The organism is Polaromonas potterensis (assembly GCF_033446725.1).
Classification (GTDB): domain Bacteria; phylum Pseudomonadota; class Gammaproteobacteria; order Burkholderiales; family Burkholderiaceae_C; genus Polaromonas.
This window is the reverse complement of sequence record NZ_JAWQLX010000003.1, coordinates 529747-548972: the sequence shown is the minus strand read 5'-3', so window position 1 is coordinate 548972 and position 19226 is coordinate 529747. Positions and strand designations below refer to the sequence as shown.

Genomic DNA, 19226 nt, shown 5'->3' with positions numbered 1-19226 from the left:
TTTAGTCCGCGCGCGTTCCCAGTACCGCAGCGCTCACGATCATGAAGGCTGCGACAGCGATGCTCCAGGTCCAGGCGCGACCGCTGACCAGCATCAGCAGCACGGTGGAGCCCAGCGGTGTGAGGTAACTCAGGATGCCGATTTGTCGCGCATCCCCCAATTTGAGCGCCTTGTCCCAGAGGAAAAACGCCGCGCCCAGCGGCCCCAAGCCCATCAGCGCCAGCAACAGCCAGTCGCGCAGACTCAAGCTGACAGCCGGCTCCAGCGCCCAGTGGCACAACAATGACAAGAGGCCGGACACCAGGCCGAACAAGCCAATCGCTGCACTGGGAAAGCTGCGGCCGGCCAGCGCCATGCGTTTGGTCTGCAGCGAATAATTGGCCCAGATGGCAGCAGAACCCAGGGCCAGCAGGTAACCCCAGCCTGCACCCCAGGCCGAGCCGGTGCTGGTTTGCCCCAGGCTGTTGTGGCCCCCCAGAATCGCCATCGCCGCACCGGCAAAACCCAGCAAGGCGGCGAGCACATGCACCGCGCGCAGTTGGACGCCGGGCAGGTAGAGCGGCGCCAGCACCACGATGAACAAGGGCCAGAGGTAGTTGACCAGGTTGACCTCGACCGCGGGGGCCATACGCAGGCCGATAAACAGCAGGAAGTGAAAACCAAACAGCGTAAAAACGCCCAGGCACAGGGTGCTGCCCGCCATCCGCCATTGCCCGGGGTCTTTGAGTACATGCGGCCAGGCCAGCGTGCTGCCGGCCACCAGGGCGATGCCCGTCAGCAGAAAGGGCGGGACATGTTGGAGCGACACCCCGAGCGAGGCGAGAGAGGCCCACAAAGCGATGGCGCCCAGCGCATACAAATTGGCTTGCATGGCGACAAGCATAGTGGCTCAGGCGTGTCACATCGTCGCGTGGCCATGGTTTGCTGTCGCGCAACAACGGTCTGGTGACCTTGCGCCGTGTCAAGACTGTGATTTTTTCGCCGACTGGCGCGCCAGTGTCTGGAAATAATTTTTGAGCAAGGCCGCGAACTGTTCGGTCATGGCGGACGGCGCGGACTGGCTTGAAAACGCCATGCAGACCTCCACCGGCAGGCGCGGTTTGAGCGGCAGGATACGCAGGGCGTGGGTAAACACTGAGGCCACATAAGGGTTGACGATGCCTATGCCCGCGCCTTCGGCGGCCAGGGTGCAGATCGTCACGGAGTAACTGGTCTCCACAGTGGCGCTGGCCTCCACGCCATGTTCTTCCATGGATCGCTGGAACTGCAGGTGAATTTCATCATCGGCGTTGAGGGTCAGCAGCGTCTGGTCCTGCAAGTCGCGCACATGGATGGCCGCGCGTCCGGCCAGCGCATGGCCGGGATGCATGACACACACGGCGCTGGCGCGGTGCAGCGTGCTGCCGGAAAACTCCGGGTGATGGATGGGCGTGGTGGTGAGCACGAGGTCGTAAAGTCCATGGATCAGCCCCTCGCGCAGGTGATGGGCGCTGATGGTTTGCAGGTTGATGTGAACGTCGGGGTAAAGCGCGGAAAACGCCGGAACGATTTTCGGCATCACACTCAAACCCAGCGCCGGGGTGCAGCCTATGCGCAAGGTGCCGGTGCCCGACTTGCGCATCACGGCCACATCCTGCTCGATACGTTCCAGCCCCAGGAAGTGGCGTTGCACGGTGTCGAACAGTTGCCGCGCTTCCTGGGTGGGTCGCAGCCTGCCCTTTTGAATGTCAAACAGCTTGAGTTGGGTGGCGCTCTGCACCTGGGCCAGCAGGCGGCTGATGGACGGTTGCGTGGTGTGCAGCATGGCGGCCGCGGCCGTGGTGGTGCCGGTCAGCATGACGGCGCGAAAGGCTTCAATCTGGCGGAAGTTCAGCAGGCGGGACATGGTGGGTTTGGCGGGGAGATTGGAAGAATGGCCATGTATATCTTTTTGGTATAGCCGTGCACTACAAAAGAATTTTTCAGAATGCTGCCGCCGCCCTAAACTGCGTTTTCAATTCCCTGTCACCCGCTTGTTTCTTCCCCAGAGGTCATCATGATGAAGCGCTATCTGTCCTTGAACAGCATTAAGTTTTCCGTACTTGCAGCGCTTCTGGGCGTGGCAAGCCTGTCGCCGGCCCTGGCGCAACAGGACTACCCGCAGAAGATGATTCGTATTATTGTTCCTTTCACGGCGGGCGGCAGTTCGGACGTGCAGGCGCGCATGCTGGCGGAGCAACTGGGCCGGTTTTACAAACAGACCGTGGTGGTTGAAAACCGTCCCGGCGCTGGCGGCCACATTGGCGGCAAGGCCGTGGCGGACGCCCCTGCCGATGGTTACACCCTGATGTTGGGCTCCATCGGCCTGCATGCCACTTACAGCATTTATCCCAAGCTGGCCTACAACCCGGGCACCGATCTGAAGGTGGTGACCGTGCTGGCCGAAATGCCGCATGTGGTGGTGGCGACGCCCAAGCTGGCCGCGACGGACCTGAAACAACTGGTGGCCGAGGCGCGCAAAAATCCCAACACCATCAACTTCGGTTCCGCCGGTGTCGGTTCATCGGTGCACATGATTGGCGAGTTGTTCAAACTCACCGCCGATGCGCCTATCACCCATGTGCCTTACAAAGGCAGCTCGGCTGCACTGAATGACCTGATGGGCGGCCAGATCCAGCTGATGTTTGAAAACCCGCCGACCACCTTGTCGCAGATTCGTGCCGGAAAACTCAAGGCGCTGGCCGTCACCGGCAAAACCCGGTCGGCGGCGTTGCCCGAAGTGCCGACAGCAATCGAGGCCGGCCTGCCGGCGTTTCAGGCCACGTCCTGGACCACCATCGCGGTGGGGGCCAATGTGCCGGATGCACTGGCGGACAAACTCAATGCCGACATCCGCAAGGTGGTGGCCACGCCCGAGTTCCAAAAAGGTTTGCTGGACCTGGGCATGACGCCCGTGGCCAACACGCGCCCGGCGGCGAACAAGTTCATTGCCACCGAAAAAGCGCGCTGGGAAAAAGTCATTCAGCAAGGCAAGCTCAGCGCCGAATAAACCCGTACCGCCATCGTTTTTTCATCTCATGACACATCCAGCTATTCATTCGCCCAGCGTTTTCAGTTCCTGCCGTCTTTTGGGCTCGGGCCAGCAACATCATTTTTTTGGTTATTACAACAAAAGCAGCTGGGACCGCAGCGGCCGCTACGTGCTGGCGCAGCAGGTGCCTGTGATGGACGCCGTGTTGACGCCCGAGCTGGCGGCCGAGGTGGGTTATTTTGATTTGCAGGACGGTGACACATTCCACAGCCTGGACACGACAACCGCCTGGAACTGGCAAATGGGCAGCCAGCTGCAATGGCTGGACGGCCGGCAGACGCCGCAGGTGATTTACAACACCCGGAGTGGCAACGCAGATGCGTTTTACCCGGGCTTCGGTTCCATCATCTGCAATCTGGAAACAGGCGAAAAAACCAGCTTGCCTCTGCCGGTCTACGTGGTGGCGCCTGACAGTCGTTATGCCTTGTGTGTGGACTACCGCCGCCTCTACATCACGCACCAGACCATTGGCTACAGCGAAAACGGCGGGCCGTTCAGCCTGCCGCTGGCGCCCGCCGAGGACGGCATTCATTTGATGGATCTAGCCACCGGCGAAGCGCGCCTGATCCTGAGCTACCGGGACCTGCGTGAATTCAATCCGCGTCCGTCCATGGACAAAGCCATCCATTGGGTCAGCCACATCGAGATCAATCCCTCGTCTTCACGTGTGTTGTTGCTGCACCGCTGGACCGAACGCGTGAAAGACGAAACCTGCTTTTTGCACCGCCTGATCACCGTCAACCCCGACGGCAGCGACCTGCGCCTGCTGGAATGCTCGGACCATCCTTTGCCGCAGCTGGTCGACAATTTTGATCCGAATGCCGTCGGCACTTTTGACTACGAGAAGTCGGAGTACCAGATCTCGCATCCCTTGTGGCAAGACGATGAACACATCATTGTTTGGGGACCTCATGCGGGCAGCATCCACTACCACCTGTACCACGATAGCGCTAAGGGTCAGGTCCAGGTGGTGGGCAAAGAGGTGTTGCTTGAAAACGGGCACATGACGTTTTCACCAATCAACAAACGCTGGCTTCTCAGCGACACCTACCCGGATGCGCAGACCCACGAACGCATCCTGTTTCTGTTCGACATGAAACATGGCACGCGGCATGACCTGGGCAGTTTTTATGCCGACCCGGGCTTGAGCAAGGAAAACCGCTGCGACTTACATCCCCGCTGGAGCCGCGACGGGCGGCAAGTGTGTATTGATTCCGTGCACGAGTCAGCGCGGCAGATGTATCTCCTGGATGTGTCTGCCATCACACACCGCGAGCAGCATGACGCGCTTCCCGTTGAAACGGCTGTGGAGGCCTGATCGGTTTTCAGACCAGCCACTGCCGCCGCATTGCGGCTGTCAGCGCCGAGGGCGACTGGTAGCCGCATTGCCGCGCGGCCTCTGCCAGCTTCATACCCCGGACCCGCAGTGCTTGTGCGTGCGCCAGGCGTTGCTGGCGCAACCACTGCATCACGCTGAGGCCGGTTTCGCGCCGGCAACGCATGGCAAACTGCGTCGGGCTTAAAAACACCTGCGCAGCCAGTTGCGCGACGCTGAGCGGTTCATGCAGACGTTGTTGTGCCCACGTGGCGAGTTGCATCCAGTTTATGGGCCGCGGGGTGCGGGCATGCCGCGAAACAGGTGCCGCTTTGGCCGCAGAGAAGGGCTGCCAGGCCTCCAGCAGCAAGGCCGGCCCGTAGTGCTGCGCCAGGCTGCCTGGCTGCTGCAGGGCTTGTTCGAGGTACAGCGCCAGTGCTTGGACGGTTGCGGTTTTTGCTGGGCCAGGCGTGCAGTACGCCCAGTCGGCTTGTGCGGTGTCCAGCACCAGGCAGCGGCTGCCTTGGCGGGAGGCAAAGTCGTGTCGTTCACCCGGTGTTATCACGCAGCCCTGGCCAGCCGCGATGCGCTGACCGCGACCCTGAACTTCCAGTTCCAGCACACCACTCAGACCCAGCAAGATCTGAAAGTGTTCATGCGTGTGGCTGCCGTGTGACGCGTCGTAGTGGCGCAGCGACAGAATGTTCTGTTGCAAGGTCATGGGGTGTCCGGTGAATCAGTCTGGTGTGCTGCGGTCGTTTGAAATTATCCGGATTTTGCGCCTCAGGGGCCCAACGGTTCCAGCAGCGCGGCCAGGTCGTCTTCGCTCAGCATGGTTTCGCCGCGCGCCGTCGCATCGCTGTAAAGGCCGTCGGCAAGTGCGGCCTTGCGTTCCTGCAGCGCGAGGATACGTTCCTCTATCGTGCCCTGCGCCACCAGCCGGTAGACCAGCACCGGTTGGGTCTGGCCTATGCGGTGGGCACGTGCGGTGGCTTGTTCCTGCACGGCCGGGTTCCACCACGGGTCGTAGTGGATCACGGTGTCAGCCTGAGGCAGGTTCAGGCCGGTGCCGCCGGCCTTGAGGCTGATCAGGAACAATGGCACCTCGCCCGAGGTGAATCTGTCGATAATGGTGTCGCGGTTTTGCGACTGCCCGGTGAGTTTGACCCAACGCATGCCGCGTTCGGCCAGCGCCGCCTCGATCAAGGCCAGCATGCCGGTGAACTGCGAGAACAGCAACACACGCCGACCTTCGTCCAGCATGCGGGGCAAGGTTTCCATCAGCCAGTCGAGTTTGGCCGAGCCCGGGGCGTCGCTTGGTGATGACGTCGACGAAGTTGGCAGGAGGCGAGGATCGCAGCAAACCTGGCGCAACCGCACCAGGGCTTCCAGGATTTCGAACTGCGAGGAACCCAAGCCCTTGTTGGCCAGCGCATCACGCACGGTTTTTTCGGTCGACAGGCGGATGCTTTCATACAGGTCGGCCTGGCCGTCGTCGAACTCGATATTGGCCACCGTTTCCTGTTTATCCGGCAGGTCGGTTGCGACCTCGTGTTTGGTACGTCGCAGCATAAAGGGCGTGATGCGGCGGCGCAACTGGGCCAGGCGTTCGTTGTCCACCTGTTGTTCAATCGGCGTGCGGTACAGCGCCCGAAAACGCGCGGCGCTGCCCAGAAAGCCCGGCATCAGGAAGTTGAACAAGCTCCACAACTCGCCCAGATGGTTTTCCATGGGGGTGCCCGACAGGCAAAGCCGGTGCCGCGTGTTCAGTTCGGCCACCACACGCGCGGCCTGGCTGCTGGCGTTTTTGATGTGTTGCGCCTCGTCCAGCACCACGAGGTGCCAGGCCTGTTGCAGCCAGTGTGTTCGGTCGCGCTGTAGCAGCGAGTAGGGTGCAATCACAATGTCGCAGCCACCCATGCGTGCCGCGGCGCGGTGGCGTTTTTGTCCATGCACAACAATCACGCGCAGGCCCGGCGTGAAACGTGTCGCCTCGCGCCGCCAGTTGCCCATCAGGCTGAGAGGCGCCAGGATCAGTGCCGGCCGGTCCAGGCGGCCGGCTTCTTTTTCACACTGGATGTGGGCCAGGGTTTGCAGCGTTTTGCCCAGGCCCATGTCGTCGGCCAGGATGCCGCCCAGCTTGTGCGTGCGCAGGAACTGCAACCAGCGCAGGCCTTGCAGTTGGTAAGGGCGAAGTTCGGCGTTTAGCCCGAGGGGTGCAGGGATGGTCGGCAGGGAGACACCGCCGGCCAGCGGACCGAGTGCATCGAGCAAGTCTTGTGCGCCTTGCCAGATCGGGTTGTCGCCGCTGGTTTCGTGCAGCGCGATGCCCAAGCGCAAGGCCTCCAGCCGCGACAAACGAAGAGAGCCTTCGTGAAAGACGCTGTGGCTGTCCTTGTGTTGCGCACGTTCGGCCAGGACGTCGAGCAGCGCCTGCAGCCAGGGCCGCAGCGGCTCGCAGGGCAGGCGCCAGTAGCTGCCATCGTGCTGGCGCAGGTAGATGTAGGTCGGCAACTGCAGGGTGACAAGCGGCCGGCCCGTGCTGTCGGGCGCGCCGCTGGCGGCCAGGCCCAGTTGCGCCAGCAGCTCGGGCAGCAGCGGCAGGATGTTGCGGCGCTCACCGTTGATATTCATGCCCAGCGAGAGGCGAAACCACTGTGCTTCACCGGCACCCGTGGCGCCGATGTCGGCGAGATCACCCGCGTCGCTTTCCATGCGTGCGTCCAGCGTGTCGGCCCGCGCGATCCAGCTTGCCAGTCCGGGCGCTACGCTGACCTCGAACCCGGCCGTACGAAACAGCGCGAAATCGTCGTCCAGCCACTGCAGCCAGGGCTGCTGCTGGGCCATGGAGAGAAAGGTCCGCAAGAACTGGCCACGTGCATCGCCGGCCAGGCCAAGTTTGTGCAGCGCGCGGTCTGCGGCATGTTCGGCGGGCAGATCGCGGTAGAGCAGGGTCTGCTCACCGGCAACGGTGGTTTCGATGCGCACCGGGTTGTGGTCGTTGAGCGCGTAATGAAACAGGCCGCCGTAGTTGAAACGCAGGGTGGCACTCAGCAGGCCGCGTTGCTCCACCAGTTCGGGCGGAACGGCTTCGATGTGCAGGTGCGGGATGGGCGCGGGGCCGGCCGGCATGTCCGCCGGCTCGGGTGGTGGCATGTCCGGTGTTTTTGCTGCGACCGGGGCGGTGTCGCCAAACAGATCCAGCGACGGGCCGCTTGGAAAACGTTGGCTGGACATGGTTGCTGTGCTTGTCTCTTGCTCGGTGGCTGGCTCGAATCTCGCCGAGGGCTCGCTTCGCAACACGCTGAACAGATCCCCGACAGGAACGGTGATGGGCCGGGGTGCTGGATGGGCGAGGACCTCGTCATGCTCAAACGTGTTGGCCGACTGGTAGGCCGCCTTGACAGCCAGCGCGGCACTGTGCCGGCAGTTGCGGCTCACGCCGCAGTTGCAACGGCCGCTGAAAAAAGTGATCTCGCCGTCGGCCGAGGCCTCGAGTTCGGCCGTGACCTCATGGCGTGTCGCGGTTTTGCCGCCGGTACGCACCGTGCCTGCCAGACTCCATTCGCGGGTGTTGACGCGGCTGATGCTGCAGTCTTCCACCTGCTGGCTGCGGTAAAGCGCCAGGCCGGTTTCGAAGCTGGCTTTGGGGAACTGCGCGGACAGCGAGACCAGGTTCAGCCGCAGCCCGTCTCCGCTCAAAGGCTGGGTGGGGCGGAAGTGACGAACTGCGCCAGCACGCCGGCCGGCCTGTCCGACACGCCGGCGGCGTGGGCCTGTTCGTCGGCGTGGTAGCTGCTGCGCACCATGGCGCCGACGGCGGCGTGCGTGAAGCCCATTTTGTAGGCTTCGGCCTCAAACATCTTGAAGGTGTCGGGGTGTACGTAACGACGCACCGGCAGGTGGCTGGTCGAGGGCGCCAGGTACTGGCCGATCGTCAGCATGTTGATGTTGTGCGCGCGCATGTCGCGCATGACCTGCAGGATTTCTTCATCGGTTTCGCCCAGGCCGACCATGATGCCGCTTTTGGTCGGCACGTCGGGGTGCAGGGCCTTGAATTTTTTCAGCAGGTTCAGGCTGAACTGGTAGTCGCTGCCGGGGCGCGCTTCCTTGTACAGGCGCGCCGTGGTTTCCAGGTTGTGGTTCATCACATCGGGCGGCGCGGCTTTCAGGATTTCCAGCGCGCGGTCGTCGCGGCCGCGGAAGTCCGGCACCAGGATTTCAATCGTGGTGGCTGGCGAGAGTTCGCGGATTTTCTGGATGCATTCGACAAAATGGCCGCTGCCGCCGTCGCGCAAATCGTCACGGTCCACGCTGGTGATCACCACGTATTTGAGTTTCAGCGCGGCAATGGTTTTGGCCAAGTTCAGCGGCTCGTTCACGTCCAGCGGGTCGGGCCGGCCGTGGCCCACGTCACAAAACGGGCAGCGGCGTGTGCACTTGTCGCCCATGATCATGAAGGTGGCCGTGCCCTTGCCGAAACATTCACCGATGTTGGGGCAACTGGCTTCTTCACACACGGTGTTGAGCTTGTTCTCGCGCAGGATCTGCTTGATCTCGTAAAAGCGGGTGGTCGGGCTGCCGGCCTTGACACGAATCCAGTCGGGTTTTTTCAGCACTTCGCCCTGCACGACCTTGACCGGAATACGCGACAGCTTGGCCGCCGCCTTTTGTTTGGCCAGGGGGTTGTAGTCTTCTGTGCTCTGGATATCGCGAACGACTTCTGTGGTGCTCATGGTGTGTTTCGTAGTGTGTGCGGCTTCAAGGTGCCAGATAGGTGCTGAGCTTTTGGCCCAGCACATCCGCAGCCGCCTGCCAGCTTGCCGATACGCCGATTGTAGAAAGGTCTGTGGTTGTCAGTCCGGCATAACCGCAAGGGTTGATGCGCGTGAAGGGCTCCAGGTCCATCGCGACATTGAAGGCCACGCCGTGGTAGGTGCAATGTCGGCTGATCTTGATGCCCAAGGCGGCGATTTTGCCCAGGCCGCGAAACGGGTCTGCCGGGTTCAGCGGGCCGCTGAGGGCGGCATGTGAAGCCGGATCGTCCAGACGCACATAAATGCCCGGCGAACCCGTGACGCGGTGGCCGGTCACGCCAAAATGCGCGAGGGTTTTGATCACGGATTCTTCAATCCGATAGACATATTCCTTGACGTAATAGCCCGCGCGTTTGAGGTCGATCAGCGGGTAAGCCACCACCTGCCCGGGCCCGTGATACGTCACCTGGCCGCCACGGTCGGTTTGCACCACGGGGATGTCGCCAGGGTTCAGGATGTGGTCGCTTTTGCCCGCCAGTCCTTGGGTGTAGATCGGATGATGCTCACAAATCCATAGCTGGTCGCGACCGTCCTGATTGGGCTGGAGATCGATTTGACTTGTAATTTCGGTGCTGGAGGCTGCCAGCGCCGCGCGCGTGGCCGTGAAAGCCTGCATGGCTTCGTAAGTGGGCCGGTAATCCACCCGGCCCAGTTGGCGCATCAACATGGGAAGGCCGCAGCCGCAGCGCCGGGCCGCCCCAAGCAAGGCCAGCCCCCTTGGGGGGCAGCGACCCGCGCAGCGGCGGAGCGTGGGGGCGCCATTTTCAGAGCACCACTTTGACCATGGGATGGGTCGACAGCGTGCGGTACAACTCGTCGAGCTGTTCGCGGCTGGTGGCTGTCACAGTGATGGTGACGCCCAGGTAGTTGCCGCCCTTGCTTTCGCGCAGCTCGATGGTGGTGGCGTCAAACGCCGGGTCGAACTGGTGCGCCACCGCGGTGATGGCGGCGACCAGGCCATCCACCTTGTGGCCCATGACCTTGATGGGAAATTGCGACGGGTACTCGATCAGGGATTCCTGGCGCGGTGTCTCGGGTGGGGTTGTCATGGGGTGAGTCCTTGTTTGGCGCGTTGATAGGCCGCGTGCAGCCGGGCGTAGACAGGGCCCGGTTGACCGCGACTTATGGGCTGGCCGTCCAGCGAGGTGATCGCCAGCACCTCTTTGGTGGCGGAGGACAGCAGCAGTTCGTCGGCGCCGAACACTTCGGCGCGGTTGATGCGGCGCAACTCGAAACCGATGCCGGCTTCGCGGCAGATGTCTTCGATCAGGCCGTAACGTATGCCTTCCAGCACCAGGTTGTCCTTGGGTGGGCCCAGTACCTTGCCGTTTTTCACCACCCAGACGTTGCAGGCGGCGGCTTCGCTCAAAACACCGTCCCGGAACATCACGGTTTCCACCGCATCCACGTCGGCGCTGATCTGGCGCGCAAACACCGCGCCCAGCAGGCTGGTGCTTTTGATGTGGGCTTTCTCCCAGCGGAAGTCGTCGGCGGTGACGCAGGCCACACCGTGCGCGCGCTGCGCTGGCGTGGGCGGCTTCATGGTGTTGGTCATGGCAAACACCGTTGGTGTCAGATCGGGTGGCATCACGTGGTCGCGCAGCGCCACGCCGCGCGTGATCTGGATGTAGATCAACTGGTCGATTTTTTCGGGCGAAGTGTGTTGCGACAAGGCGTAGTCATTCACCAGCTTGTGTGTCACCTCACGCCACTGCGCCTGCGACAGCGGGTTGGGGATGCGCAGCTCAGCCAGGCTGCGGTCCAGCCGCGCCATGTGTTGCTCAAAACGAAACGCTTGTCCGGCGTACACCGGCACCACTTCGTAAACGCCGTCACCAAAGATGAAGCCACGGTCCATGACACTGATCTTGGCGTCCTTGAGCGCGGTGAACTCGCCGTTCAGGTAACAAGGCGTGGCGGGAAGTGGTGTGCCGGACATGGTTGGGGACCTATGGGTAGAGGGGGCTAAGGGGTGGGCCCTTATTGTCGCGCAGGCTTGATTTACCTGCCGTGGCGCTGGATGCGCCGTTTGAACCAGACGCGAACGCGCCAGATCAGCTTGACCAAGACATAACCGGTAGCCGCACCGCCGACCGCAAAAATCGCCATGCCCAAGACGGCGGGCCAGCCAAAACGCTCGAGCCAGGCCATCGCGTCGAAGCCGGCACTGGCCGTCGCCGCTTGGAAGGCAGCATCTCCCGCAGCCATGTCGTGGGGCGACAAACCCAGGATCAGGCTGCCTAACTTGTACGCCAGCCAGAGCCAGAAACCGATGGTGAAGGGGTTGGTGATCAGCGTCGCGGCTGCGGCGACCGGGATATTGCCGCGCCACCAGACGCAATGGGCGGCGGCCACCAGGGTCTGGGCGACCGGCAGCGCAAAAGCCCAGAACAGGCCGATGGCCACGCCGCGCGCTACCGCCTCGTGCTGCAGGCGCCAGAGACCGGGCTCCCGCAGGTGATGCGCCACCGGCTTGAGCCAGGGGTGGGCCGCCAGTGTTTCTCGGTTAATCCCGTTGGTGAAACGGTCCGACCAGTGGGCTTTGGGCGACTTTTTGGGCGGGCGGGCGGGTGCGTGTTTGCGCTGATTCATGGGGTCGCCGGCTTGCCTCTCAGGCGAGAAACAGGACGGCGGCGATGGCCAGCGCGCCCAGCACCAGGTTGAGCAGGGCCAGGGAGGCAATTTGCCCGACGCGCCGCCCGCCTTCGGGCCAGTCCGCGGCGGCCACGGCCAACTTCAGGCGCCGGTAAGGCCCGAAATAAAGATGGCCGAACAACGCGAACATCAGCAGGCCTATGCCCAGCATCAGGTGCCAGCCCGTGGGGGCGTTTTTCATGCCCACCGCCAGCAGCATGGCCAGGCCCGTCAGCAGCAACAGTCCAATGGCGGGCCAGACCAGTTTGAAAAATTTATCGAGGACCAAAGCCAGCAGCGGCAGGCGCTGGGGCGGGGCGAGTTGGGTTGCGGCCGCCGGGCGCAGGGCAAACAGCATGAAACTGATGCCGCCCAGCCAGACGATGGCGGCGGCAAGGTGCAAAAATTTCATCAAGGCGGGCATGGCGTTGCTTTCAAAAACAGACAGTGAGGACTCGGATTGAGAGGACACGCCACAGGCGCTTCGCCGATTGTCACTGGTGTTTGCTGTGCCGCAGCCGCATATCACCGTAGCAAGTTGCGGGGCTTTTATCGGACGACAGGGGGTTTCTACGTATAATCAGGGGCTTTGCCAACTACTGCCTTTTAACGTGGCTGGAATTTGTGATGTCAAAAATAGCAAATTCGGTGGATCGGTCAGATGACTGGGATACCAAGCAACAGCTGGAGACCGAGGAAGAGGATTTCAAGCCCCTCACGCATGAAGAAGCCCAAAAGCTTCTCAAGGCGAGTCCTGCGATGTCTGCCTGGAAGGTGCTGGCGTGGCAGTTGGTGGTTGGGATGGTGGTGGCGTGTGCCGCTTTTGTCCTGACGGGAAAGCAAAGTGCAGGTTGGTCGGCGTTCTACGGTGCGCTGGCTGTGGTGATCCCCGCGGCGTTTTTTGCGCGCGGGCTGTCCCGTCAGCGTGCATCCGCAAATGCGGGTGCGGCACTGACCGGGTTTTTTGTTTGGGAATTGGTCAAGATTGCCTTGACGGTGGCGATGCTTTTTGCTGCCCCGAGGCTGATCTTGCAGTTGAACTGGCTGGCATTGCTGGCTGGGTTTGTGGTGACGATGAAGGTGTACTGGGTGGCCATGTGGCTGCGCCTGGGAAGCAAGTCATCGGCCGAAAAAATTTGACAAATTGGTGATACATGGCTGCTGCTGAAACTGCTGGAACACATGCCCCTTCGGCTGGAGATTACATCCAGCATCACCTGCATCATTTGCAGAAAAACTTCGCGTTTGAAGACGTCACGCAGCACAGCCTCGTCGACTTCAGCCTGTTTAACCTCGACTCGCTGATTTATTCGGTGTTGCTGGGTGTGATTGGCTGTTTCTTTTTGTGGCGCGCGGCCCGCAAGGCAACCTCCGGTGTGCCCGGTCGTTTCCAGGCGGCGGTTGAAATCCTGTCCGAAATGGTGGAAAGCCAGGCCAAGGGCGTGATTCGCAACCCCAAGAGCCGCAAGCTGGTGTCTCCTCTCGCGTTGACCGTGTTTGTCTGGATTTTCCTGATGAACGGCATGGACATGCTGCCTGTTGATGCGCTGCCTGAACTGTGGGCACGTTATTACGGTGCCACGGGTGGCGATCCGGCGCACGCCTATATGCGGGTGGTGCCGACAGCTGATCTTTCCACCACGCTGGGCCTGTCTGTCAGTGTATTTTTGATGTGTATCTTTTACAGCGTCAAGATCAAGGGTTTGGGAGGCTGGGCGCATGAACTCGTCGCCGCACCCTTTGGCGACAAGTTTTACCTGTATCCCGTCAACTTTCTCATGCAGATGATCGAGTTTGCCGCCAAGACCGTTTCTCACGGCATGCGGCTGTTTGGCAACATGTTTGCCGGTGAGCTGATTTTCATGTTGATCGCCCTGATGGGCGGCGCGTGGGCCTGGCAGTTCAACCCCCTGGATGGTGGGTTTTGGCTGGGTATTGGGCATGTGATTGCCGGAACCGCGTGGAGCATTTTCCACATTCTGGTGATCACGCTGCAAGCCTTCATCTTCATGATGTTGACGCTGATTTATGTGGGACAGGCCCACGATTCACACTGATCGTTTTTTCTTTTCTTTTCTTTTTCGTACTTTTTAGGAGCAATCATGGAAAATATTCTCGGCCTCGTCGCACTGGCTTGCGGTTTGATCGTTGGTTTGGGCGCACTGGGCGCATCCATCGGCATCGCGCTGATGGGCGGCAAGTTCCTGGAGGCTTCGGCTCGTCAGCCGGAACTCATGAACGAACTGCAAACCAAAATGTTCATTTTGGCCGGTCTGATCGACGCCGCTTTCCTGATCGGTGTAGCTATCGCCCTGTTGTTTGCTTTCGCCAAGCCTTTTGCCATCTAATTTATGGTCAAGCTTTCACGCTTGAAAGGAATAAGCTGTGAACATTAATTCAACCCTGTTCCTGCAGGCCGTTGTTTTTGCGATCCTGGTGTGGTTCACGATGAAATTCGTGTGGCCTCCGATCACAAAGGCGCTGGACGAGCGGGCACAGAAAATAGCCGACGGCCTTGCTGCTGCGGACAAAGCCAAATCCGAACTCTCCGTTGCCAACAAGCGCGTGGAAGAAGACCTGGCCAAGTCGCGTAACGAGTCCGCGGTGCGCCTGGCGGATGCCGAGCGGCGTGCCCAGGCTCTGATCGAAGAGGCCAAAGCCAAGGCGACCGAAGAAGGCAGCAAGATCATTGCCGCCGCCCAGGTCGAAGCTGAGCAGCAATCCGTCAAAGCCCGTGAGGTCCTGCGCGAGCAGGTGGCCGCACTGGCCGTCAAGGGTGCTGAGCAGATCCTGCGCAAGGAAGTCAATGCCTCCGTGCATGCCGACTTGCTGGGCCGTCTGAAGACTGAACTCTAAGCGAGCGAACATATGGCCGAACTAGCCACCATTGCCCGTCCTTACGCTGACGCACTGTTCAAGGCCTCCGGGTCTGACCTGAGCGGCGCGGCTGCATGGCTCGATGAGCTGGCGGCCATCGCCGCCAATGTGCAGTTGCAGCAGTTTGCCCAAGACCCGGGCGTCACGGCCTCCCAGACTTTTGACGTGATCTCGGGTGTTGCCAAGACCAAGCTGCCGGAAGCTGCAAAGAATTTCCTGCGCACGGTGATCGACAACGGCCGCGTCAGCGTCCTGCCGGAAATCGCCGCCCAGTTCCGTGTTCTGAAAAATACGCAGATCGGTTTGTCCGACGCCACCGTCTACAGCGCTTTTGCGCTGGATGACGCGGCGTTGGCCGATCTGGCTACAACGCTGGAAAAGCGTTTTGGCCGCAAGCTCAACCTCAAGGTGGCGCTCGAGCCGGCCTTGATTGGCGGCGTGCGAGTCGTGGTGGGTGACGAGGTACTGGATACCTCGATCAAAGCCCGTTTGGAACAAATGAAAGCGGCGCTGATTTCCTGATCCTGCGACTAGCGCAAGTTCTCAGTTTTTAGCCAACAACATAGAAAGAAGGAAAGAGTCATGCAACTCAATCCCGCAGAAATTTCTGAATTGATCAAGAGCCGTATCGAAGGCTTGACCGTCAATGCCGACATCCGTAACCAGGGTACCGTTGTGTCGGTGTCCGACGGTATTGTCCGCATCCACGGTCTGTCCGACGTGATGCAGGGCGAGATGCTGGAATTCCCAGCCACCGCCGATGGCACGCCGACCTATGGCCTGGCACTGAATCTGGAGCGCGACTCGGTCGGCTCCGTGATTCTGGGCGAATACGAACACATCGCTGAAGGCGACACCGTCAAGTGCACGGGCCGCATTCTGGAAGTGCCGGTCGGTCCCGAGCTGCTTGGCCGCGTGGTCAACGCCCTGGGTCAGCCGATTGACGGCAAAGGCCCGATCAATGCCAAGATGACCGATGTGATCGAAAAGGTCGCACCGGGCGTGATCGCCCGTAAATCGGTGGACCAGCCTTTGCAAACCGGTATCAAGTCGATCGACTCCATGGTGCCCGTGGGCCGTGGCCAGCGCGAGCTGATCATTGGTGACCGCCAGACCGGCAAGACCGCCGTCGCCATTGACGCCATCATCAACCAAAAGGGCACTGGCGTTTCTTGCGTTTATGTCGCGATTGGTCAGAAAGCTTCGTCGATCAAAAACGTGGTGCGTTCGCTGGAAGAAGCTGGCGCCATGGAATACACGATTGTGGTCGCCGCATCGGCTTCCGAATCGGCTGCCATGCAGTATGTGAGCGCCTACTCTGGCTGCACCATGGGCGAATACTTCCGCGATCGCGGTGAAGACGCGCTGATTGTGTATGACGATTTGTCCAAGCAGGCCGTGGCTTACCGCCAGGTCTCCTTGCTGCTGCGTCGTCCACCAGGCCGCGAAGCCTACCCTGGCGACGTGTTTTATCTCCACAGCCGTCTGCTGGAGCGCGCAGCCCGCGTGAACGAAAAGTATGTCGAAGACTTCACCAAAGGTGCGGTCAAAGGCAAAACTGGTTCGCTGACGGCCCTGCCCATCATCGAAACGCAAGCCGGCGACGTGTCCGCCTTCGTGCCGACCAATGTGATTTCGATCACCGATGGCCAGATTTTCCTGGAAACCAGCTTGTTCAACGCCGGTATTCGTCCCGCGATCAATGCCGGTATCTCGGTGTCGCGCGTCGGTGGTGCAGCCCAGACCAAACTGATCAAGAACCTGTCCGGCGGTATCCGTACCGACTTGGCCCAGTACCGTGAGTTGGCTGCGTTTGCGCAGTTCGCTTCCGACCTGGACGAAGCCACCCGCAAGCAGCTGGATCGCGGCGCCCGTGTGACTGAGCTGCTCAAGCAGGCCCAGTACTCGCCTTTGTCCATCTCCAACATGGGTGCCACTTTGTTCGCCGTGAACAAGGGCTACATGGACGATGTGGAAGTCAAGAAGGTTTTGGCTTTCGAAGCCGGCCTGCACAGCTACCTCAAGGACAAGCACGCTGCGCTGATGGCCAAGCTCGAAGCCAACAAGGCGATGGACAAGGACGCGGAAGCGGAATTGACCACGGCCGTGTCTGCGTTCAAGAAGTCGTTCGCCTGATTCAGACCTGAAGACATCAAAGCCCAAGGCTTAGAAACCATTTAGGAACCAATATGGCAGCAGGCAAGGAAATACGCGGCAAGATCAAGTCGGTGGAAAACACCCGCAAGATCACCAAAGCCATGGAAATGGTGGCGGCCTCCAAGATGCGCAAGGCGCAGGAACGGATGCGCGCTGCCCGACCCTATAGCGACAAGATTCGCAACATCACGGCCAATTTGAGCCAGGCCAATCCGGAGTACAGCCACGCCTTCATGCGTAGCAACGATGCCAAAGCCGGCGGCTTCATCGTTGTGACCACGGACAAGGGCTTGTGCGGCGGTATGAACACCAACCTGCTGCGCGCAGTCACTGGCAAGCTCAAGGAGTTGCAGGCGGCCGGCCAGGGCGTGCAGGCGGTGGCCATCGGCAACAAGGGCTTCGGCTTCTTGAACCGGATCGGCGCGCAAGTGGTGTCGCACGCGACACAACTGGGCGACAAGCCGCATCTGGACAAGCTGATCGGCCCGGTCAAGGTGCTGCTCGATGCTTACAGCGAAGGCAAGATCAATGCGGTGTACCTGTGTTACACCAAGTTCATCAACACCATGCGCCAGGAGCCGGTGGTCGAGCAACTGTTGCCGCTGACCGCGGACCGCTTGCAGGCCGACAAGGACCAGCATGGCTGGGACTACATCTACGAGCCTGATCCGCAAACCGTTATTGACGATTTGCTGGTCCGTTACGTCGAAGCACTGGTGTATCAGGCGGTTGCCGAGAACATGGCGTCCGAGCAGTCGGCCCGCATGGTGGCCATGAAGGCCGCAACCGACAACGCCGGCAGTGTCATTGGCGAACTCAAGCTGGTTTACAACAAAACGCGTCAAGCGGCGATCACGAAAGAACTTTCGGAAATCGTTGCCGGTGCTGCGGCTGTCTGAACCTCCGGTTCAACAGCGATTCAAGATTTAAAGAACGGAAAAGGATTCAATCATGGCTCAGGCTCAAGGCAAGATTGTTCAGTGTATTGGCGCGGTGGTGGACGTGGAGTTCGCGCGTGACCAGATGCCAAAAATTTATGACGCGCTCAAAATGGAAGGCTCCGCGCTGACGCTGGAAGTCCAGCAGCAGCTGGGCGACGGCATTGTGCGTACCATCGCGCTGGGCACCTCCGACGGCCTGCGCCGCGGCAACATGGTGTACAACACCGGTGCCAATATCACGGTTCCCGTCGGCAAAGCCACGCTGGGCCGCATCATGGACGTGCTGGGTGCGCCGATTGACGAGCGTGGCCCGGTTGACCAGACCCTGACCGCTCCGATTCACCGCAAAGCCCCGGCTTACGACGAACTGAGCCCTTCACAAGAACTGCTGGAAACCGGCATCAAGGTGATTGACCTGGTTTGCCCCTTCGCCAAAGGCGGCAAGGTGGGCTTGTTCGGTGGCGCCGGCGTCGGCAAGACCGTGAACATGATGGAACTCATCAACAACATCGCCAAGGCACACTCGGGTTTGTCCGTGTTTGCCGGTGTGGGTGAGCGTACCCGCGAAGGCAATGACTTCTACCACGAGATGGCCGACTCCGGCGTCGTGAATCTGGAGAACCTGGAAGAGTCCAAGGTCGCCATGGTTTACGGCCAGATGAACGAGCCCCCAGGCAACCGTCTGCGCGTCGCGTTGACCGGCCTGACCATCGCCGAGTCCTTCCGTGACGAAGGCCGTGACGTGCTGTTCTTCGTGGACAACATCTACCGCTACACCCTGGCCGGTACCGAAGTGTCCGCGCTGCTGGGCCGCATGCCTTCCGCCGTGGGTTACCAGCCGACGCTGGCCGAAGAAATGGGCCGTCTGCAAGAGCGGATCACCTCGACCAAGGTCGGTTCCATCACTTCCATCCAGGCCGTTTACGTGCCTGCCGATGACTTGACCGATCCGTCCCCTGCCACGACCTTTGCCCACCTGGACTCCACCGTGGTGCTGAGCCGTGACATCGCTTCGCTGGGTATCTACCCCGCGGTCGATCCGCTTGATTCGACCAGCCGCCAGCTGTCGCCAGCCGTGGTCGGTGAAGACCACTACAACACGGCCCGTGCCGTGCAGGGTACGCTGCAGCGCTACAAAGAGTTGCGCGACATCATTGCGATTCTGGGCATGGACGAGTTGGCGCCTGAAGACAAGCTGGCCGTGGCCCGTGCCCGCAAGATCCAGCGTTTCCTGAGCCAGCCTTTCCACGTGGCTGAAGTGTTTACCGGCTCCCCTGGCAAATACGTGACTCTGGCGGAAACCATCCGTGGCTTCAAGATGATTGTGGCTGGCGAGTGTGACCACCTGCCGGAGCAGGCCTTCTACATGGTTGGCACGATTGACGAAGCCTTCGAGAAGGCCAAGAAGGTCTAAG

General features: G+C 60.9%; 20 protein-coding genes. 10 read left to right on the top strand and 10 right to left on the bottom strand.

Going from position 1 to position 19226, the window contains the following annotated elements; all coding sequences use genetic code 11:
- Position 1 precedes the first annotated feature (1 nt).
- Complete coding sequence (locus tag R6254_RS08705) at positions 2 to 871, bottom strand: DMT family transporter (RefSeq protein WP_318406038.1); 870 nt, start codon at positions 869 to 871, stop codon at positions 2 to 4.
- 90 nt (positions 872 to 961) lie between these two features.
- Positions 962 to 1885 carry a LysR substrate-binding domain-containing protein gene (locus tag R6254_RS08700; protein WP_318406036.1) on the bottom strand — a complete coding sequence of 308 codons (924 nt, stop codon included), beginning with the start codon at positions 1883 to 1885 and terminating at the stop codon, positions 962 to 964.
- 153 nt (positions 1886 to 2038) lie between these two features.
- Between R6254_RS08700 and R6254_RS08695 the strand changes: the two genes are divergently transcribed.
- Together R6254_RS08695 and R6254_RS08690 are read left to right on the top strand one after the other, a co-directional pair.
- Positions 2039 to 3028, top strand: a complete 990-nt coding sequence (locus R6254_RS08695) for a Bug family tripartite tricarboxylate transporter substrate binding protein (RefSeq protein ID WP_318406097.1) — start codon at positions 2039 to 2041, stop codon at positions 3026 to 3028.
- Positions 3029 to 3056: 28 nt separating this feature from the next.
- A complete protein-coding gene (locus R6254_RS08690; RefSeq protein WP_318406034.1) occupies positions 3057 to 4388 on the top strand; it encodes a hypothetical protein in 1332 nt (443 codons plus the stop codon).
- 7 nt (positions 4389 to 4395) lie between these two features.
- Here R6254_RS08690 and R6254_RS08685 read toward each other — a convergent pair whose 3' ends face one another.
- The 8 genes from R6254_RS08685 to R6254_RS08650 form a co-directional block, all read right to left on the bottom strand.
- Entirely contained in the window at positions 4396 to 5106 is a 711-nt protein-coding gene (locus R6254_RS08685) for an AraC family transcriptional regulator (RefSeq protein WP_318406033.1), read from the bottom strand.
- Between the two features lie 62 nt (positions 5107 to 5168).
- Positions 5169 to 8087: a DEAD/DEAH box helicase gene (locus R6254_RS08680; RefSeq protein WP_318406032.1), complete on the bottom strand. Its 2919-nt coding sequence runs from the start codon at positions 8085 to 8087 to the stop codon at positions 5169 to 5171.
- On the bottom strand, positions 8084 to 9121 hold the full coding sequence (lipA, locus tag R6254_RS08675; RefSeq protein ID WP_318406031.1) for a lipoyl synthase: 1038 nt from the start codon (positions 9119 to 9121) through the stop codon (positions 8084 to 8086). Before lipA ends, R6254_RS08680 begins: the two co-directional genes overlap by 4 nt.
- 25 nt (positions 9122 to 9146) lie before the next feature.
- Positions 9147 to 9869 carry a lipoyl(octanoyl) transferase LipB gene (lipB, locus tag R6254_RS08670; RefSeq protein ID WP_318406029.1) on the bottom strand — a complete coding sequence of 241 codons (723 nt, stop codon included), beginning with the start codon at positions 9867 to 9869 and terminating at the stop codon, positions 9147 to 9149.
- Between the two features lie 97 nt (positions 9870 to 9966).
- Positions 9967 to 10251: a YbeD family protein gene (locus R6254_RS08665; protein WP_318406027.1), complete on the bottom strand. Its 285-nt coding sequence runs from the start codon at positions 10249 to 10251 to the stop codon at positions 9967 to 9969.
- Positions 10248 to 11141, bottom strand: coding sequence for a D-amino acid aminotransferase (locus tag R6254_RS08660; protein WP_318406026.1), 894 nt, complete (start codon positions 11139 to 11141; stop codon positions 10248 to 10250). Before R6254_RS08660 ends, R6254_RS08665 begins: the two co-directional genes overlap by 4 nt.
- A 62-nt stretch (positions 11142 to 11203) precedes the next feature.
- Positions 11204 to 11794, bottom strand: a complete 591-nt coding sequence (locus R6254_RS08655) for a DUF2062 domain-containing protein (protein WP_318406024.1) — start codon at positions 11792 to 11794, stop codon at positions 11204 to 11206.
- A 19-nt stretch (positions 11795 to 11813) separates the two neighbouring features.
- Positions 11814 to 12308 (bottom strand): CopD family protein, encoded by a 495-nt coding sequence (locus tag R6254_RS08650; RefSeq protein ID WP_412103133.1) that lies wholly within the window; start codon positions 12306 to 12308, stop codon positions 11814 to 11816.
- 155 nt (positions 12309 to 12463) lie between these two features.
- On the opposite strand from R6254_RS08650, the gene R6254_RS08645 reads away from it, so the two are divergent.
- The 8 genes from R6254_RS08645 to atpD are packed head-to-tail and all read left to right on the top strand — an operon-like array spanning position 12464 to position 19225.
- Complete coding sequence (locus R6254_RS08645; protein ID WP_318406022.1) at positions 12464 to 12976, top strand: ATP synthase subunit I; 513 nt, start codon at positions 12464 to 12466, stop codon at positions 12974 to 12976.
- Between the two features lie 14 nt (positions 12977 to 12990).
- Positions 12991 to 13893: a F0F1 ATP synthase subunit A gene (gene atpB / locus R6254_RS08640; protein WP_318406021.1), complete on the top strand. Its 903-nt coding sequence runs from the start codon at positions 12991 to 12993 to the stop codon at positions 13891 to 13893.
- Positions 13894 to 13938: 45 nt separating this feature from the next.
- Entirely contained in the window at positions 13939 to 14184 is a 246-nt protein-coding gene (gene atpE, locus R6254_RS08635; protein WP_263532376.1) for a F0F1 ATP synthase subunit C, read from the top strand.
- A 37-nt stretch (positions 14185 to 14221) separates the two neighbouring features.
- Positions 14222 to 14692 carry a F0F1 ATP synthase subunit B gene (locus R6254_RS08630; protein WP_318406019.1) on the top strand — a complete coding sequence of 157 codons (471 nt, stop codon included), beginning with the start codon at positions 14222 to 14224 and terminating at the stop codon, positions 14690 to 14692.
- Between the two features lie 12 nt (positions 14693 to 14704).
- Complete coding sequence (locus tag R6254_RS08625; protein ID WP_318406018.1) at positions 14705 to 15235, top strand: F0F1 ATP synthase subunit delta; 531 nt, start codon at positions 14705 to 14707, stop codon at positions 15233 to 15235.
- A 60-nt stretch (positions 15236 to 15295) separates the two neighbouring features.
- Positions 15296 to 16849: a F0F1 ATP synthase subunit alpha gene (gene atpA / locus R6254_RS08620; protein WP_318406017.1), complete on the top strand. Its 1554-nt coding sequence runs from the start codon at positions 15296 to 15298 to the stop codon at positions 16847 to 16849.
- Between the two features lie 53 nt (positions 16850 to 16902).
- Positions 16903 to 17769, top strand: coding sequence for a F0F1 ATP synthase subunit gamma (gene atpG / locus R6254_RS08615; protein ID WP_318406016.1), 867 nt, complete (start codon positions 16903 to 16905; stop codon positions 17767 to 17769).
- 52 nt (positions 17770 to 17821) lie between these two features.
- Entirely contained in the window at positions 17822 to 19225 is a 1404-nt protein-coding gene (atpD, locus tag R6254_RS08610; protein ID WP_318406014.1) for a F0F1 ATP synthase subunit beta, read from the top strand.
- Position 19226 lies beyond the last annotated feature (1 nt).

Excerpts from the sequence above, each read along its gene's own strand:
- R6254_RS08685 (WP_318406033.1), bottom strand. The coding sequence starts at position 5,106 with ATGACCTTGCAACAGAACATTCTGTCGCTGCGCCACTACGACGCGTCA.
- atpD (WP_318406014.1), top strand. The coding sequence starts at position 17,822 with ATGGCTCAGGCTCAAGGCAAGATTGTTCAGTGTATTGGCGCGGTGGTG.
- R6254_RS08660 (WP_318406026.1), bottom strand. The coding sequence starts at position 11,141 with ATGTCCGGCACACCACTTCCCGCCACGCCTTGTTACCTGAACGGCGAG.
- R6254_RS08625 (WP_318406018.1), top strand. The coding sequence starts at position 14,705 with ATGGCCGAACTAGCCACCATTGCCCGTCCTTACGCTGACGCACTGTTC.
- R6254_RS08690 (WP_318406034.1), top strand. The coding sequence starts at position 3,057 with ATGACACATCCAGCTATTCATTCGCCCAGCGTTTTCAGTTCCTGCCGT.
- R6254_RS08700 (WP_318406036.1), bottom strand. The coding sequence starts at position 1,885 with ATGTCCCGCCTGCTGAACTTCCGCCAGATTGAAGCCTTTCGCGCCGTC.
- lipB (WP_318406029.1), bottom strand. The coding sequence starts at position 9,869 with ATGTTGATGCGCCAACTGGGCCGGGTGGATTACCGGCCCACTTACGAA.
- atpE (WP_263532376.1), top strand. The coding sequence starts at position 13,939 with ATGGAAAATATTCTCGGCCTCGTCGCACTGGCTTGCGGTTTGATCGTT.
- R6254_RS08665 (WP_318406027.1), bottom strand. The coding sequence starts at position 10,251 with ATGACAACCCCACCCGAGACACCGCGCCAGGAATCCCTGATCGAGTAC.
- atpA (WP_318406017.1), top strand. The coding sequence starts at position 15,296 with ATGCAACTCAATCCCGCAGAAATTTCTGAATTGATCAAGAGCCGTATC.
- R6254_RS08695 (WP_318406097.1), top strand. The coding sequence starts at position 2,039 with ATGAAGCGCTATCTGTCCTTGAACAGCATTAAGTTTTCCGTACTTGCA.
- atpB (WP_318406021.1), top strand. The coding sequence starts at position 12,991 with ATGGCTGCTGCTGAAACTGCTGGAACACATGCCCCTTCGGCTGGAGAT.
- R6254_RS08655 (WP_318406024.1), bottom strand. The coding sequence starts at position 11,794 with ATGAATCAGCGCAAACACGCACCCGCCCGCCCGCCCAAAAAGTCGCCC.
- lipA (WP_318406031.1), bottom strand. The coding sequence starts at position 9,121 with ATGAGCACCACAGAAGTCGTTCGCGATATCCAGAGCACAGAAGACTAC.
- R6254_RS08645 (WP_318406022.1), top strand. The coding sequence starts at position 12,464 with ATGTCAAAAATAGCAAATTCGGTGGATCGGTCAGATGACTGGGATACC.
- R6254_RS08705 (WP_318406038.1), bottom strand. The coding sequence starts at position 871 with ATGCAAGCCAATTTGTATGCGCTGGGCGCCATCGCTTTGTGGGCCTCT.
- atpG (WP_318406016.1), top strand. The coding sequence starts at position 16,903 with ATGGCAGCAGGCAAGGAAATACGCGGCAAGATCAAGTCGGTGGAAAAC.